This is a genomic window from Pseudoalteromonas sp. TAE56, from assembly GCF_000497955.1.
Lineage (GTDB): Bacteria > Pseudomonadota > Gammaproteobacteria > Enterobacterales > Alteromonadaceae > Pseudoalteromonas.
The window spans coordinates 1-14,498 of sequence record NZ_AUTN01000161.1; the positions used below are offsets into that span (position 1 = coordinate 1).

At 41.0% G+C, this 14,498-nt stretch carries 14 protein-coding genes and 1 pseudogene; 4 read left to right on the forward strand and 11 right to left on the reverse strand.

All coding sequences use genetic code 11. The annotated features are described in order from the left end of the window. Together L656_RS0120835 and L656_RS0120840 are read right to left on the reverse strand one after the other, a co-directional pair. Nucleotides 1-955: hypothetical protein (locus tag L656_RS0120835; RefSeq protein ID WP_024600653.1), on the reverse strand; the 955-nt coding region annotated here is incomplete at its 3' end. Nucleotides 956-987: 32 nt separating this feature from the next. After that, nucleotides 988-3,393, reverse strand: coding sequence for a TonB-dependent receptor (locus tag L656_RS0120840; protein ID WP_024600654.1), 2,406 nt, complete (start codon nt 3,391-3,393; stop codon nt 988-990). Between the two features lie 139 nt (nt 3,394-3,532). On the opposite strand from L656_RS0120840, the gene L656_RS0120845 reads away from it, so the two are divergent. Beyond that, nucleotides 3,533-3,949: a MerC domain-containing protein gene (locus L656_RS0120845; protein ID WP_024600655.1), complete on the forward strand. Its 417-nt coding sequence runs from the start codon at nt 3,533-3,535 to the stop codon at nt 3,947-3,949. 141 nt (nt 3,950-4,090) lie between these two features. Continuing rightward, a complete protein-coding gene (locus L656_RS0120850; RefSeq protein WP_024600656.1) occupies nt 4,091-4,942 on the forward strand; it encodes an alpha/beta hydrolase in 852 nt (283 codons plus the stop codon). Between the two features lie 167 nt (nt 4,943-5,109). Here the strand turns inward: L656_RS0120850 and L656_RS0120855 are convergent, their stop codons facing one another. From L656_RS0120855 to L656_RS0120895, 9 genes are all read right to left on the reverse strand, one after another. Continuing rightward, nucleotides 5,110-6,012 carry a homocysteine S-methyltransferase family protein gene (locus L656_RS0120855; RefSeq protein ID WP_024600657.1) on the reverse strand — a complete coding sequence of 301 codons (903 nt, stop codon included), beginning with the start codon at nt 6,010-6,012 and terminating at the stop codon, nt 5,110-5,112. A gap of 177 nt (nt 6,013-6,189) precedes the next feature. Continuing rightward, entirely contained in the window at nt 6,190-6,438 is a 249-nt protein-coding gene (locus L656_RS0120860; RefSeq protein WP_002963088.1) for a DUF3297 family protein, read from the reverse strand. Nucleotides 6,439-6,669: 231 nt separating this feature from the next. Next, nucleotides 6,670-6,879, reverse strand: coding sequence for a cold-shock protein (locus tag L656_RS0120865; protein WP_007580429.1), 210 nt, complete (start codon nt 6,877-6,879; stop codon nt 6,670-6,672). Nucleotides 6,880-7,065: 186 nt separating this feature from the next. Continuing rightward, a complete protein-coding gene (locus tag L656_RS0120870) occupies nt 7,066-7,275 on the reverse strand; it encodes a cold-shock protein (RefSeq protein WP_007580429.1) in 210 nt (69 codons plus the stop codon). A gap of 186 nt (nt 7,276-7,461) precedes the next feature. Continuing rightward, nucleotides 7,462-7,671, reverse strand: a complete 210-nt coding sequence (locus L656_RS0120875; protein ID WP_024595869.1) for a cold-shock protein — start codon at nt 7,669-7,671, stop codon at nt 7,462-7,464. 425 nt (nt 7,672-8,096) lie between these two features. Then, on the reverse strand, nt 8,097-9,101 hold the full coding sequence (locus L656_RS0120880; RefSeq protein ID WP_024600658.1) for a YeiH family protein: 1,005 nt from the start codon (nt 9,099-9,101) through the stop codon (nt 8,097-8,099). Continuing rightward, complete coding sequence (locus L656_RS0120885) at nt 9,101-10,096, reverse strand: TauD/TfdA family dioxygenase (RefSeq protein ID WP_024600659.1); 996 nt, start codon at nt 10,094-10,096, stop codon at nt 9,101-9,103. The genes L656_RS0120880 and L656_RS0120885 overlap by 1 nt, the downstream gene beginning before the upstream one ends. 9 nt (nt 10,097-10,105) lie before the next feature. Then, on the reverse strand, nt 10,106-11,068 hold the full coding sequence (locus L656_RS0120890; protein WP_024600660.1) for an aldo/keto reductase: 963 nt from the start codon (nt 11,066-11,068) through the stop codon (nt 10,106-10,108). A gap of 215 nt (nt 11,069-11,283) precedes the next feature. Next, complete coding sequence (locus tag L656_RS0120895; protein ID WP_024600661.1) at nt 11,284-12,033, reverse strand: GntR family transcriptional regulator; 750 nt, start codon at nt 12,031-12,033, stop codon at nt 11,284-11,286. Nucleotides 12,034-12,213: 180 nt separating this feature from the next. On the opposite strand from L656_RS0120895, the gene L656_RS0120900 reads away from it, so the two are divergent. Both L656_RS0120900 and L656_RS01000000122510 read left to right on the forward strand, forming a co-directional pair. Then, the gene (locus tag L656_RS0120900; RefSeq protein WP_024595864.1) at nt 12,214-12,981 is read left to right on the forward strand and encodes a sulfite exporter TauE/SafE family protein; all 768 of its coding nucleotides are present in this window, start codon (nt 12,214-12,216) and stop codon (nt 12,979-12,981) included. A 107-nt stretch (nt 12,982-13,088) separates the two neighbouring features. Further along, nucleotides 13,089-14,498 (forward strand): annotated as a pseudogene (locus L656_RS01000000122510) (TIM-barrel domain-containing protein); the annotation flags it as partial.

Consider the following 14,498-nt stretch of genomic DNA (forward strand, 5'->3'; position numbering starts at 1 on the left):
GGCCAGACGCTACGCCAATAAAGGTCTCGCTATCTTCGTGGCCATAAATACTACCAATACGTAAATCGCCAACCGCTGCAATATTCGCTATTTTTTCAGCTTCATATTCATCATCTTGCTGGTGGGCTAATAACACACCATCGCTACAGCCAAATACTACATAATCGTGGTTTTGTGCTGCACCGTGTAAATCAGGGCACGTAACTTCTAAGGTTTGTTCAAGCTCGTATTCACCATCATGAAAATGATAAACACCTACTTGGTCTGGCAGTACTTTAGCAACCGATGTGCTTTCGCTGTCATCACGGCGAAGTGTTGATAATAAATGCTCTCCTCGTGGCTCTGCTACACCGTGCATATTAATATCGTAGCTAATACTCGGTAGCGTTGCTGTTGCGCTTGTTATGTCGTTATCTGTTAATACTTCAACAGAGGCAACCGTGCCTGAGTCTGTATCACCATCATAAAAAACAGCTAATTGGCCGTCATGTTTTACAAGGTGAGTAGGGCGGCTGCCACTTGTTAGCTCATAACTGCTAGCTGCTGGGCTTTGCTCATAGTCGTGTAAATGCTCGCCATGGTCTTCACGCCATAAACCACCATCAATAAAGCCTAAGTAATCTTGTGCGCGGCTTGCAATAACGGCATAACGAAAATCAGGTGATGACGATAGCGTGTTTGAATCATTCGTCAGGGTAAATGTTTCAAGTAAAGCGTTGTCATCTAGGTCATAAAAGCTGGCTTCGTTGCTATCGCCTGCAAGCACAGCTAATCTGCCTAATGAATCAATTGTGTAGCCATCATCATGGTCGTGATCATCATCGTCATGATCGTGCTCGTCCTCTACAACAATGGGATCTTTTTCTACAATATTGGTTTGGGCATCGCCACAGGCTGTAATAAATGTAGTGCTAATAGCCAGTGCAATAAGCTTTAATTTGTATAGTTTTTTCATGTTTATTTCCTTTAATTATAATTTTTTAATGCTTAAAAATAACCGCGAATGCCGAGCGCAAAGCTACGCCCTGGACGTGGTGCTATATCTTTTACAAACGAGCTGTGCACGCGTGCTTCTGTATCTGTTAAGTTGGTGCCTCGTAGGTACACAGACATATCTTGGTTTAATACTGAAAGGTCGTAAGAGATGCTTGCATCAACCAATGTGTAACCGTCTGTTGCTGTTTCTTGTGGGGCTGTGCGGTCTTGCTTTTGATAGCGAGTAACGTGAATATGCGCACTTAGTTTATCTGTTTGGTAGCTTAGTTCGCTGCCAAAACGAAGCGGTGGAGTACGGGGTAAATCGCCGCCGTCTTTTAGGCGTGTACGAACGTAATCTGAGAATAAATCTACTTTAAATTCATCTGTTAACTGCCACGCAATTTGCGCTTCAAAACCATGTAAAATTACATCGTCTGTTTTAAATAAATAAACAGGTAGCTCTGATGAATGATCGTGTTCGTCAGCGTCTTCTTCTTCATCGCTATGGTCGTGGCCACTTTCAGCGAATAAACCAGTGTCTATTTGGTAATAGTAGTTATCTACTTGGTTGTAGAAGGCATTTAAAATAAAGCCAATATCACCTTGGGTTTTACGAAAAGTTAAATCGATATTATTGGCTGTTTCTAGGTCAATTGCTTGATCAGACAAACCTAAATGACCGTCTTCACCTAAATTAAATAGTGCGCCTACTTCGTAAGTGCCAGTGCCAATGTGCGGCCCAAACGATAACAACTCAGAAGCAGAAGGCGCACGTTCAGATCGCGATACCGACAGCCCTAAATTATAGTTAGGTGTAAAATCCCACACTACGCCTGCCGATAAACTGATTGGTGTAAACTCATGCTCTACATCAAATACGCGAGTGATTTCTGCACTTTCTTCGTGGTCATGCTCGTCGGCTTCTTGCGCTTCATCATGTGCGTGAGCGTCAATATTTGGCAGTAATACGTCACCTGCTTCAATTGTTACACGCTCTATGCGCCCACCTACTTGCACTAAAAAATCACCAAAGTGTCTTTCTTCCATTAGCGCTACAGCAAAGCTTTCGGTTTCTGATGGAGGAGTAAAGGCCTCTTCACCTTGTGCTTCTACATCACTTTGTTTGTAATGAAAGCTAATGCCGCCATTCCACTCGTTAAATTGGTTATGCAGTAGGTCTATGCGTAATTCGTTTGTTTCGTTTTTAAATGTGGTGCCTACAGCGCCACCTTCAATTTCAGCGTGTTCGTAGTCGGTGTGGCCAACGCGTAGGTTTACTTTGTTTAGCCATTTATTATCTAGGTTGTACTCACCTAATAATTGCACTTTTGTTTGCTCTAAATCAGCAAATACGCTTTCTTCTTCGTCGCTGTGTTCTTCCTCTTCTTCATCGCCGTGCGTATGGCCCGGAATACCGTATTGACGATTAAATTGCTCTACTGCTAAGCCAATAAAGCCGTTATCCATTAAGTAGCTAGCGCCAACAGTAAAACCGTCAGACTCTTCATTACTGTTTTCAACAGTGTAATCGCCACTATTGCCTTCACCGTCGCTATCTATATCTGCGGCTACAGGCACCTCGTAGTCGTCGGCCTCACGCCAAAATGCATCGGCGTAAAAAGCTAACGAGTCTGTACCAGTGGTGGCATTAAACGAGGCAACTTTTTGGTTATCAACCGAGTTATGTTCTACGTTCCACTCGCCGCGTGTTGTGCTGTCGGTTGGTACGCGGTTATCTACTACATTTACTACGCCACCAATGGCGCCACTGCCATAAAATAGTGTTGCAGGGCCGCGTAATACTTCAATTTGTTGTGCGGTAGACGCCTCTGATGCAACAGAGTGATCAGGGCCAACGCGCGACACATCACTGACATCAAGGCCATTTTGAGTAATAAGTACACGAGGGCCGCTTAAACCACGAATAATAGGTGTGCTGGCTACCTTCCCGTGAAAGTTAGTATTAACGCCTGGCAGTTTTTCAAGGCTGTCGCCAAGGGTTGCAGCTTGTTGTCGTCTTAGTTGTTCGCCAGATAAAACACTAACAGGCGACGCAGATTCCATTGCCGACATATGAATAGGGGTTGCTTCAATATCAATAACTTCAATAGGCGAGCGCTTTAAATTAAAAGTAACCGATTGGTTATCATCATTCGTTATTGTTATATCGCGATGAAGGTGAGCATAACCAGGGGCTACAACATGTAGCTCTTTTAAGCCATTGTTTAGCTCTGCTATTACAAATTTACCGTTTTCATCGGTGGTTACTTTAAGGTCTGAGCCTTCAACTTCTACTGTTGCATTGGTAACTACTTTACCTTTGTTGTTTAAAACAACGCCCTCTATTGTGGATGCAAGCACACTTGCAGGTAATAAAGCTGCTATGAGAACAGCTAATTGTGATCTACGTTTCATTTGACTACCTTGGTGGATGTTATATTATATCAATTATGTGGGAAATGTTATAATGTATCAATAGTAATTAACTATTGTTACTTAAATGCCTTTTAAAACGTAAAGCCGTTGTTTAAAAAATTGATAAGTAGAGGAAGTAATGAAGTCGAGTCAAAGTGTTATGGATCGTATGGCGATTGGGTTATCGTTAATGTGTACAGTACATTGTTTTGCAACCCCGGTTATTTTAGCGCTATTGCCAAGCTTTGCTGTACTGCAAATAGATAGTGAACAATTTCATTTATGGATTCTTGCGGCGGTACTGCCAACAAGTTTATTGGCATTAAGCTTAGGCTGTAAAAAGCATAAGCGTTTACGTTATATGGCCTGCGGCGTTATTGGGTTAGCCTTTATGATATGTGCGGTATTGCTAGTGCATGAGGTTGCCGAAAAAGCGTTTACTTTAATTGGGTCGGCGTTTATTGCTGTAGCTCATTGGTTTAATTACCAACAATGCCTTAAACAAAATGACGATAACTGCTCGTGTTCAAGCGCTGAAACTGATCAGGCAGCTTAGCGTTATCAGTGCTACAAACAGCTAAAATGTAGCACTGCCTTTCAATATTTAACTTTGTTTTTTAATAGCCTAAAGCTAAAAGTGAGTTAAAGTAGTCATTCAATATCGATTATTACGCTTGGCTTAGGTTAATTAATATAAATGAATACTGCTTTAAAATACTTGCTGTTACTCTGCGCTTTAATGTGTTTTAAATTAAGCGCAAATACCCCGTACCAAATCCCTAGAAGTAGTGTTATTGAGTTAACTGAGCCTGCTACTAAACGGGTATACCCTGTTTTTATTCAGCTCCCTAAGTCATATAAAAAGCAGCCTGAAAAAATATATCCGGTTATTTATTTAACCGATGCACCGTATACGTTTCCTATTGTGGCGGGTGCTACACGGTTTCCTATGAATAGCGGCAATATGCAGGAGGCTATTATTGTGGCCATTAGCTACGAAAAAGGATCTAGAGGGTCTAATAGTCGAATTAGAGACTACACCCCAAATAAGGCTCAAAGCTGGAAAAAGCAAACCGGTAACGCTCAAAATCATGCGCTGTTTTTAAAAAATACTGTGCTGCCATTTATACAAAGTAACTACCGAGCAAGTAGCACACAAAAAACCTATATAGGTAATTCTTTAGGCGGGTTATTTGGTGCCACTATTTTATTTACGATGCCCGATTTATTTAACAATTATATTATTGGCAGCCCATCGGTTTGGTTTAACAGCAATGCAGTATTAGCGCTACAAGCACATAAGCCTAAAGTGCCTACAAAGGTTTATATATCGGTAGGGGCAAAGGAAACGCCAAGCTTTGGTGAAGGGCAAAATATGGTGGCAGGGGCAAAGCTATTAACGCAAAAAATTAATGCACTTAGCAGTGACAATATTGAATTAAAAAGCGTTGTTATTGAAGGGGCGAGCCATGCAACCGCATTTCCTACTACAGCTATACAAGGGCTTGATTGGGTGTTGGGAATGACACCAATCGACTTAAATATTTAATCATTCTAGCGTGCTAAATAGAGCGCTAACAGCGTTATAAATTTCTCATGTAGAACAACTACATGTCGATATTTATGCCTTATTATCACGCTATTTATCTGTCGCTATAAATGCCTAATAACTTAACACGATTGGTGTAGCCAATTAGCCCTAAAGGCATTAAAAGCTTAGGCGCTTTCAAGTTCCTTTTTCCAGCTTACCAGTACTTCAATAAACTCTGGGCCTATGCCACAGCAGCCGCCGATAATGCTTGCGCCCTGGCTGTGCCATTTTTTAGCAAAGTCTAGATATTCTGAAGGTGAAATATCGCGATACGCTTGCGATCCTTCGTTGGCTTTGTAGTCGCGCGCGATAGGTGTAAAGCCATTAGCAAAAGCGCCTAAAATAACGCTTTTATTTTGCTTGGCTAATACCGCGTTGGTATCGCTAAAGGCTTGCTCTATAACCTCAGGAATTGAGCAATTAAAGAAAATACCAGCAACATTTTGTTGAAGCAAAGCCGCTACTGCGTCACTTACCAGCTCACCAGAGCGAAGTGTCGCTTGCTCGCTTATCACATCAGTTAAAGTAAATGCGTAATAACATGGCTTGTTTGAGCCTTTAAGGACGCTTGCCATAACGTGCGCTTCTTCAATACTCGATATAGTTTCGCCAATCCATAAATCTACGTGTTCGTCTTGCGCCTTGTATAGCGTTTCTAAAATAGTAAATGCGCGTTCGCTTTCAAATAGTTCAGGGCGGTAAGAGCCAAATGCTGGTGGTAATGAACCTGCTACTAATACATTTTGTTTAGCATTTTGAGCTACTTCTTTTGCAATAACGGCAGCTTGCTGTGCAAGGGCTGCGCCTTGAGCTTGATATAGCTCTTCACCTAAATGAAAGGGCACACAGGCGTAGCTGTTAGCTGTAATTATTTCAGCACCGGCATCTATAAAACCTTGGTGTGCTTGGGTTACAAAATGCGGGGCTTCTATTAGTGCTTGTGCGCTCCAAAGTGGCTGTGAGAACGGTGCGCCAATGCGCTTAAGTTCACGTCCCATGCCGCCATCTAAAATAGTTACTTTATTCATTGTGGGTTTCTGTATATCTAAACTATATGGCGCTATTCAAACATACTTTTTAAATAATTATAATGAAACTTCATCAGGTTGAGCATGAATAAAGCTAAACCTATTAAATGAGTTATAAAAATGCACAAAAAAAGCGACTACCTAATAAGGTGTCGCTTTTTAATAAGTATGATTAGCTTATTTATAAAAGGCTTCAACAGTACCTTTTCTTGTAAGTAAAAGAGGCTGTCCGCGACGATCAAGCCCTTTTGGAGATGCAAACTTTATCCAACCTTCACTGATGCAGTATTCTTCAACATCAAAACGCTCTTTGCCGTTGAACGTGATACCAATATCGTGTTCAAAAACTTCTTCCACATGATGTGGGCTACGTGGGTTGATAGAAAGGCGATCTGGTAAAGCAGGTTTTGCGGTAGTGTCGTTCATGGTCATATTCTATATTGAATGAAGTATGCGCTATTGTAGGCAATACAACGCTTTCGCTCAAGAGAGATAGTAGTAAATGTGTTTAAAAATGTACTAATTAATGAGTTGTGTATACAAATGAGATTGCGCTTGGAAAATATTTACAGAGGAGGTTTTGAAGATATTCGACTAAATAATTATAAAAGTAAATATATTAGCGGGTTATCTCTAACCCACTAAATTGTTTAGCAATTAGATGCTAACAATGTTCTCGGCTTGTGGGCCTTTTTGACCTTGAGTAACAGTAAACTGTACACGTTGGCCTTCAGCTAAAGTTTTGAAACCGTCGCCAGAGATTGCGCTAAAATGTGCAAAAACGTCTGCGCCAGATTCTTGCTCGATAAAACCAAAACCTTTTGCTTCGTTAAACCATTTAACTGAACCAGTAGTTGTATTAGACATAATATGTATCCTAAAAAATTAATATAAGTGTGCCTGAAAAGAGGCGGTTGAGCCGGAAAAAATAGTTAACTTGAGGATATCGCGTGGGATTATTACTAAAACAACTCGGTACTAACAAATAAAACAGAACTTCTTTCAAACTAGTATTCAAAATGGGTTATTGCTAACCCATTTTAACGAAAGCAATTAGATGCTAACGATGTTTTCAGCTTGTGGACCTTTTTGACCTTGAGTAACAGTAAACTGTACACGTTGGCCTTCAGCTAAAGTTTTAAAACCGTCGCCAGAGATTGCGCTGAAATGTGCAAAAACGTCTGCGCCAGATTCTTGCTCGATAAAACCAAAACCTTTTGCTTCGTTAAACCATTTTACTGAACCAGTAGTTGTATTAGACATAATATGTATCCTAAAAAATTAATATAAGTGTGCCTGAAAAGAGGCGATTGAGCCGGAAAAAATAGTTAACTTGAGGATATCGCGTGGGATTATTACTAAAACAACTCGGTACTAACAAATAAAACAAAACTTCTTTCAAACTAGTATTCAAAATGGGTTATTGCTAACCCATTTTAACGAAAGCAATTAGATGCTAACGATGTTTTCAGCTTGTGGACCTTTTTGACCTTGTGTAACAGTAAACTGTACACGTTGGCCTTCAGCTAGAGTTTTGAAACCGTCGCCAGAAATTGCGCTGAAATGTGCGAAAACATCAGGACCAGATTCTTGCTCGATGAAACCAAAACCTTTTGCTTCGTTGAAAAATTTAACTGTACCAGTTGTAGTTGTAGACATAATAGTATCCTAAGGATTAATAAAAGTGCGCCTTAAATTAGGCAATTTAACAGGAAGAAAACATACATTTAACTGAGGATAACGCGAAGGATTATTACTAAAACAACGTGGTACTTACAAATAAATAGGGTTTTCTGTCAACCCGATGGCAAGCAGGATAACAGTAAATTAAGTTATATACCAAGCCCTATTGTAAATTTATTTTAGAGTAAGTGCTTTATTTGTTTGTTTGTTTTTTAACTAATTAGTTATGATTGAGATGATCTTTTTTACTTCTTAATTAAAGGTAAATCTATTTTAATCAACGCTTTATGCTTGTTTTTGTACACGGTTTTAGAGTAGGTGAAATACAGGTTTTAATTGGTTAAAACATAACCTAATTACCTACTAAATATTTTAATATATATCTGAAATAATCTGATTCATTAGCTCCAAATTACAAATCCAAGTATTAATAATGCAATCCAAAGTGTTTCAGCAACAATTAAAACAATAGGTTTCATGCCTACTTCGGTAAGTTTTCCTAAATTAGTTTTCATACCTATGGCTGAAATAGCCGCAATTAAAAAGAACTGTGAAAGTTCGTTAGCGGTTTCAAGCACTATTGTAGGAAGAGAAAAGCAGCTATTTATTATCATGAGTATGACAAAGCCAATTAAAAAACCAGGTACTTTAGGTAATTCTCCGTGTTTTTCTTTATTTGAGCGATTAATAACAACCATCATAATAAGCACAACGGGTAGTAGCATAGCAACACGCACAAGCTTAGTTAGGGTTGCTATATCGCCTGTCTCAGGCGATACCGAATAACCAGCACCCACTACCTGCGCTACATCGTGTATTGTGCCGCCTAAAAATACGCCTGCATTATGCGCGTCAAATTCAAGGTAATTAACCACAATAGGGTAGAGGATCATAGCTAGAGTCGACATGGCTGTTACGCCAATAACGGTTAATAAGGTGTCGCGTTCTTTATGTTCGCTGTTTGGCATAATAGACGAGATAGCCAGCGCAGCAGACGCTCCATAAATAGCAACCGAACCACCTGTAAGTGCACCAAAGCGCTTTTGTAAGCCAAATGCGCGCGCTAGTACTACGCCTAAAATAATAGTAGTAAATATAGCGCCCGCTAGCATAAGTGCGGTTTGCCAACCCAATGTTACTAAATCTCCCAGTGCTATGCGTGTGCCTAGCAGTACTATACCGACGCGCAAAACCGTGGTGCCAGTAAAGTCGATACCTTTGGCGCAAAGGCTATCGCTTTGATACAAAAATGAGACTGCCATACCCAGTAACAAAGCAAACAGCATGGCTGGCGCGCCGTAATGCTCACTTAAAAATAAAGCGGCAAGGCCAGTCATTGCAGCAATGCTGGCGCCTTGCCATAAAGGTGATATTTTACTGCTTAATTTACCACTTAAACGCTGCATTACGCTTTTGCTGCGGTAAGTGCTACTAACACTTGGCGTTTACGTTCACCTGTAAAAGGTCGACGACCATGCATAGCCATTTCGTTATCAACTAAAGCAACATCACCGTCTTGCCATGCAAGATCAAAGGTAAATACTTTAGAAAGCTCAACAATTTTATCAAGTCCTGCTTTAGGAATGGCACTACCATCACCAAAGGTAATGGCAATTGATGGGTTATCGCGTACACCTTTCCAGCCCATGTAAGCGGCAATCAGTTGGTTATAAAAAACCTGTACATTGTTTTCAAGAGTTACTACAGCAGGCAGCACCGGTGTAACGGCCTTTAGTGAGCCGTCTTCAAGCCATTCCCACTCGTAACCAAGTTCGGTTAATTTATTATGTGCTTCGTCTTTGGTTTCTACACTTAGCGTGCTTTTCCAGCTGCGACCTTGGCCTGATGTTGCATCGTCAGCGGCTGGCATATAGGTGGTATATTTTAGGCCTTTGTGTTCAAAATCATGGGCAAGTTTACTATCGTATTCTTTTAATGCGCTAAATAACTTATCTGATCGGCAAAGAGGTGTTGCACCACCTTCTTCTGCGGCCGATTTACAAAAGAAGAATAACTTACTTGGCGAAATAGGCGTTTGCGCCATTTCGTGATGTAAGTATATTTCTACATCTTTTGGCGCTTCGTTGGCTGTAAATACACGCTCGGTAAAATTAATACGTACCGCGTTAGACAGTGACTCTTTATAAGTAAAATTGTCGTAATCAAACCCTGCTGAAAAAGTATCAAAGGTTTCGGCGCTATTTACAGGGAAGCCACGAAACAGTACAGCACCTGAGCTGCGAAGCTTTGTAGCCAATTCACTTTTATTCGCGCGAATGAAAGCTACCGCTTCTTCAACGGTGCTGGCGTTATTGTTATTAACCACAATGCACGGAAAAACCGAATCATCGAATGTTAATTGAGTTGGCACTGAGGCGTAGTTAATTTCGGTAGCTGACATTGTATGTTCCTAATCGTAAATTGGGTGAAAACGGTTAAAGGCAGCTTCACAAAAGTGCCCAGGGTCGTTAAATCGGCGATTACTGTTAAGCGCAGAAATTTGCGCCATTTCTTGCTCTGTTAATTCAAAATCAAACAGTGCGAGGTTTTCTTTCATGCGTTCAAGTTTTGAAGTTTTTGGAATAATGGCTGTGCCGCGTTGCACGCCCCAACGAAGAACTACTTGTGCTGGCGTTTTGCCATGATTGTGTGCAGCCGCTTTAACAACGCTTTGCTCAAGAACTGATTCAGTTTTATCAGCCATTTCTAGCTCAAGGTATGAAAGCGCACCCAGTGGTGAAAACGCAGTAACCGGAATATCGTACTGCTTAGCTAATCTTACTAATCGCTCTTGCGTTAAATAAGGGTGCGACTCAATTTGCAACATAGCGGGTTTGATATTTGCGTAGGTCATTAAATCGTGAAGCAGCGCGCTTGAGTAATTACATACTCCAATGCGTTTAGCTTTGTTGTTATGTACTTGCTCTTCCATTGCTTGCCACGTTAAATATAGCGGCACTTTTGCCAGCTCCATTTGTGGATTTTGCGCGTCTGGGTTAACAAACCACTCTGGTGGATAGCGGGTTTCTATTGGCACAAATGTTTGCGCAATCGGAAAATGAATTAGGTATAAGTCTAGGTAATCTAGCTTTAAATCACTCAGTGTTTTATCAATCGCGAGGCCAACATGCTCTGGTGCATGAAAGGTATTCCACAGTTTTGATGTTACCCATAATTCTTTGCGAGTACATAAACCATCGTTTATTGCTTGGGCTATGCCATCGCCTACTTGTTCTTCGTTACCGTAGTCTGATGCGCAATCAAGATGGCGGTAACCTGCCTTAATGGCTTGGTATACCGTTTGCGCACAATCTTCTTGTGCTACTTTCCATAAACCGAACCCTACTGGAGGGATATTATTTAATGAACTCATTGGGAATTCCTGTTAAAAATGCATAATGACTTAGGTCTTGTATAAGACATAAGTTATTATACGAATCAAACAGTGTCAATACTGTGTTAACAGCAAAGTAGTAAATGGGTGGGTTAAAAAACCTACAGGCAGCAAAAAGGCAGCGTTTGCTGCCTTTAAAAAATATTTAATTATTATGCGCTAAAGTGAGTTTTTAGCACTAAACACGCTTTTAATTAATCAAGTTCAATTTGATAGTGGTAATGATCGCTACGGCATTTGCTTTGGCGGTATTCAATTAGCTTACCTTCGATTGATTCGGTAATTCGTGATACCAACAGCAGTGGGTCGCCAGCTTTAATAGCAAGCATTTTGGCATCATCAGCTGTAGCAAGTACAGCTTTAATACTGTCTTGGGTTTTGTGTACAGTTTGGTTAAATTTGGTTTGATAGTAATGGTACAATGTATGCGGAATATCACTACTTTGATGTATATCAGGAAAGTAGCTTTGCGGTAGGTATATAGTTTCGCTCATGCAAAATTCGTTATCAAGAATACGTCTACGAACAAGCTTGGTAACTTTGTCTTTTTTATTGAGTTGTAACGCTTCTGTTACTTCAATTGGCGCAGCACAAAGCTCAACCGATAGCAGTTCAGCCTTTGGTAAATCAGCGCCTTTACCGTCGGCTTGTAACGGAAAAAACCTAAATAAGGCATCTTGCGCAGTATGCTCTGATACAAACGTACCAACGCCTTGGCGACGAGTCACTATTTTATTGTCGGTTAATAAATTAAGTGCTTTACGAACCGTACCTTGGCTTACGTTAAATTCTTCAGCAAGGCGAAATTCGCTTGGTAGTGCTTCGCCAGGTACCCAGCGTCTTTCAACAATGAGCTGTTTAATATAATCAGCCACTTGTAAGTAAAGCGGTTGAAAAGCCAAGCTTGGGCCACTTAATTTGTGATCAAACATAGAATTACTCATTATTATTTACCATTAAATTTAATCCACCTGTAGTTATATCATAGGTGAAACCTTTTACGCATATTTGCGCTAGCTCAATTAAACGTGAACTACTGCTGTAATGTTTTATAGGCGCAAAATATACATTATGCCTAAAAACAAATCGTTACACTACAATAGCTCACCCTTAGGAAATTAAAAGTGCTCAGTATTTCTTTTGAACTCATTTTGCTTATGGCGTTGTGCCTAAGCCTTGCCACTGTAATGCAAACTCTTAGCGGGTTTGGCTTTGGGTTGCTGGTGGTTGCAAGCTTTACGTTGCTTGATGTATTGCCACTTACGGCAACTACATTTTTAGTGAGTTTGCTAGGGTTAGTTAATTCAACAACCGTGGTCGTTAAAAACCGCAGTTCGGTAAAAGTACCCGAGCTAAAACTTATGTTGTATACCGGTATACCGTTAATGCTGATAGGTTTTGTGCTGCTTGAGTTTATGTCGTCGCATTTAACGCACTATTTAAACTTTATTTTAGGTGTAAGTATTCTGCTGTGCTGCGCTTTAATGCTGATTGGCCGCGATCGTGCTAATAAACAAAGCCGCCCTCGTTCGTTTTTAATAGCTGGAGGGGTGAGTGGATTACTTGGTGGGTTGTTTTCAACCTCAGGGCCGCCGCTTGTGTTTCAGTGTTATAAGCAAAGTTGGTCTATTGAAGCTATTCGCAGTACGTTATTAGCGGTATTTACTATTGGCGGGCTAGTACGTGTAGGTATCGCCTTATTTGGTACTTTGCCGGGGCTCGACATTATGTTTTTAATTGCAGCGGCTATTCCCTTAGTGTTGTTAGTTACGCATTTTGCTCGTAAATTAACGCCTTACGTTGACGCTAAATGGATACGCATTATAGCTATTACGTTACTAGGACTGAGCGGCGTATCGCTGGTGGCTACATCGGCACCTGGCATTTTTTAAAAATTGCGATGTAAATAATTCATCTTGAGTTTATTTACGTTGACATGGGGATTACAATTATTTAACTTGTGTCTTATACAAGACTAATAATTGGTTAAGGAACTCCCATGAATGCATTTGAATTACGTGAGCCAGACTGGAACGCAATAGAGCCAGCACGCTTAACCGCACAGCCAAAGTTACAAGGTAATGTGTTGGTTTTGCCGACTCAGTTTGGTGATATTAGCGTAACGATAAGCCAGTTTGGTTTACGTTTAAATGCAGGCACCACGCATGACGAGCAGTTTAGAATATTAACCGCAACCCCATCAGAATACCCCCTCACACTTAGCAAAAACAATAATGATTACAGTGTAAGTGGTGGCGAATATCGCCTAGAGTTTTACTGCGACCCTTTTCATTTCAAACTTTATAAAAACGATGAGTTAGTGCAGCAATCAGCAACCGATGGCCACTTTGTACGCCAGCATCGTTTACCGCCANCGGCTGGATATTAAGCTTAGAGCTTAACTACGATGAGGCCGTGTATGGTCTTGGCGAAAAATGGGGCAAGCTTGATAAACGCGGCCAACTTATTCGTTCATACAACCACGATGCGTTAGGTGTTAACGCCGAAAAGTCTTATAAAAATACACCGTATGCATGGAGCCCAGAAGGCTGGAACTTATTTGTACATACACCTGCACCGGTAACTCATGGCGTAGGTTACGCACTGTGGTCGCAACGCGCATATGTATGTTTAGTTGAAGATGACGCGCTAGATGTATTTTTATATCAAGAACAAACACCTGCTCAAAGCATTAACCGTTACTGTGAGCTAACAGGTTTTGCACCGGTGCCACCGCAGTGGAGCTTTGGTGTTATTTTATCAAAAGCCTATTACAAAGATGCTGACGAATTACTGAGTGTTGCCCGCGAAGTGCGTGCTAAAAATATGCCGTGCGACGTAATTACTCTTGATGGCCGCGCATGGCAAGACACCGACACCCGCTTTGCATTTGAATGGGACCCAACACGTTACGCCGACCCAAAACCAGTGCTTGATGAACTAAAAGCGATGGATTTTAAAATTTGCGTATGGGAATACCCGATGATCTCGGTAAATAACCCATTATTTGCTAAAGCGGCCGAAAATGGCTGGCTTATAAAAGATAAACGCACCGGTAAAGCGTATCAATACGAGTGGGATTTAAGCCCATTTGGCGAAGTACTTACACCACTACCAGAGTCGGGTATTTTAGATTTTACTCACCCCGACGCTTACGAATACTGGCTCNAAGCCATTGTTTGAGCTTGGCGTAGATATGATAAAAGCAGACTTTGGCGAACAGCTAGAAGACGACAATATGATATCTCACAGTGGTGATAGCGGTATTAGGCTGCACAACGTTTACAGCATGTTGTACAACCGCTGCGTTTTTGAGGCCGCCGAAAAATACTGTAAAACTGGGCCATTTTTGTTTAGCCGTTCAGCATGGACGGGCAGCCAACGTTTTCCTGCACAGTGGGGCGGCGAC

Coding starts and splice junctions, on each gene's coding strand:
- L656_RS0120840 (WP_024600654.1), bottom strand. CDS start 3,393: ATGAAACGTAGATCACAATTAGCTGTTCTCATAGCAGCTTTATTACCT.
- L656_RS0120845 (WP_024600655.1), top strand. CDS start 3,533: ATGAAGTCGAGTCAAAGTGTTATGGATCGTATGGCGATTGGGTTATCG.
- L656_RS0120850 (WP_024600656.1), top strand. CDS start 4,091: ATGAATACTGCTTTAAAATACTTGCTGTTACTCTGCGCTTTAATGTGT.
- L656_RS0120855 (WP_024600657.1), bottom strand. CDS start 6,012: ATGAATAAAGTAACTATTTTAGATGGCGGCATGGGACGTGAACTTAAG.
- L656_RS0120860 (WP_002963088.1), bottom strand. CDS start 6,438: ATGAACGACACTACCGCAAAACCTGCTTTACCAGATCGCCTTTCTATC.
- L656_RS0120865 (WP_007580429.1), bottom strand. CDS start 6,879: ATGTCTAATACAACTACTGGTTCAGTTAAATGGTTTAACGAAGCAAAA.
- L656_RS0120870 (WP_007580429.1), bottom strand. CDS start 7,275: ATGTCTAATACAACTACTGGTTCAGTAAAATGGTTTAACGAAGCAAAA.
- L656_RS0120875 (WP_024595869.1), bottom strand. CDS start 7,671: ATGTCTACAACTACAACTGGTACAGTTAAATTTTTCAACGAAGCAAAA.
- L656_RS0120880 (WP_024600658.1), bottom strand. CDS start 9,101: ATGCAGCGTTTAAGTGGTAAATTAAGCAGTAAAATATCACCTTTATGG.
- L656_RS0120885 (WP_024600659.1), bottom strand. CDS start 10,096: ATGTCAGCTACCGAAATTAACTACGCCTCAGTGCCAACTCAATTAACA.
- L656_RS0120890 (WP_024600660.1), bottom strand. CDS start 11,068: ATGAGTTCATTAAATAATATCCCTCCAGTAGGGTTCGGTTTATGGAAA.
- L656_RS0120895 (WP_024600661.1), bottom strand. CDS start 12,033: ATGAGTAATTCTATGTTTGATCACAAATTAAGTGGCCCAAGCTTGGCT.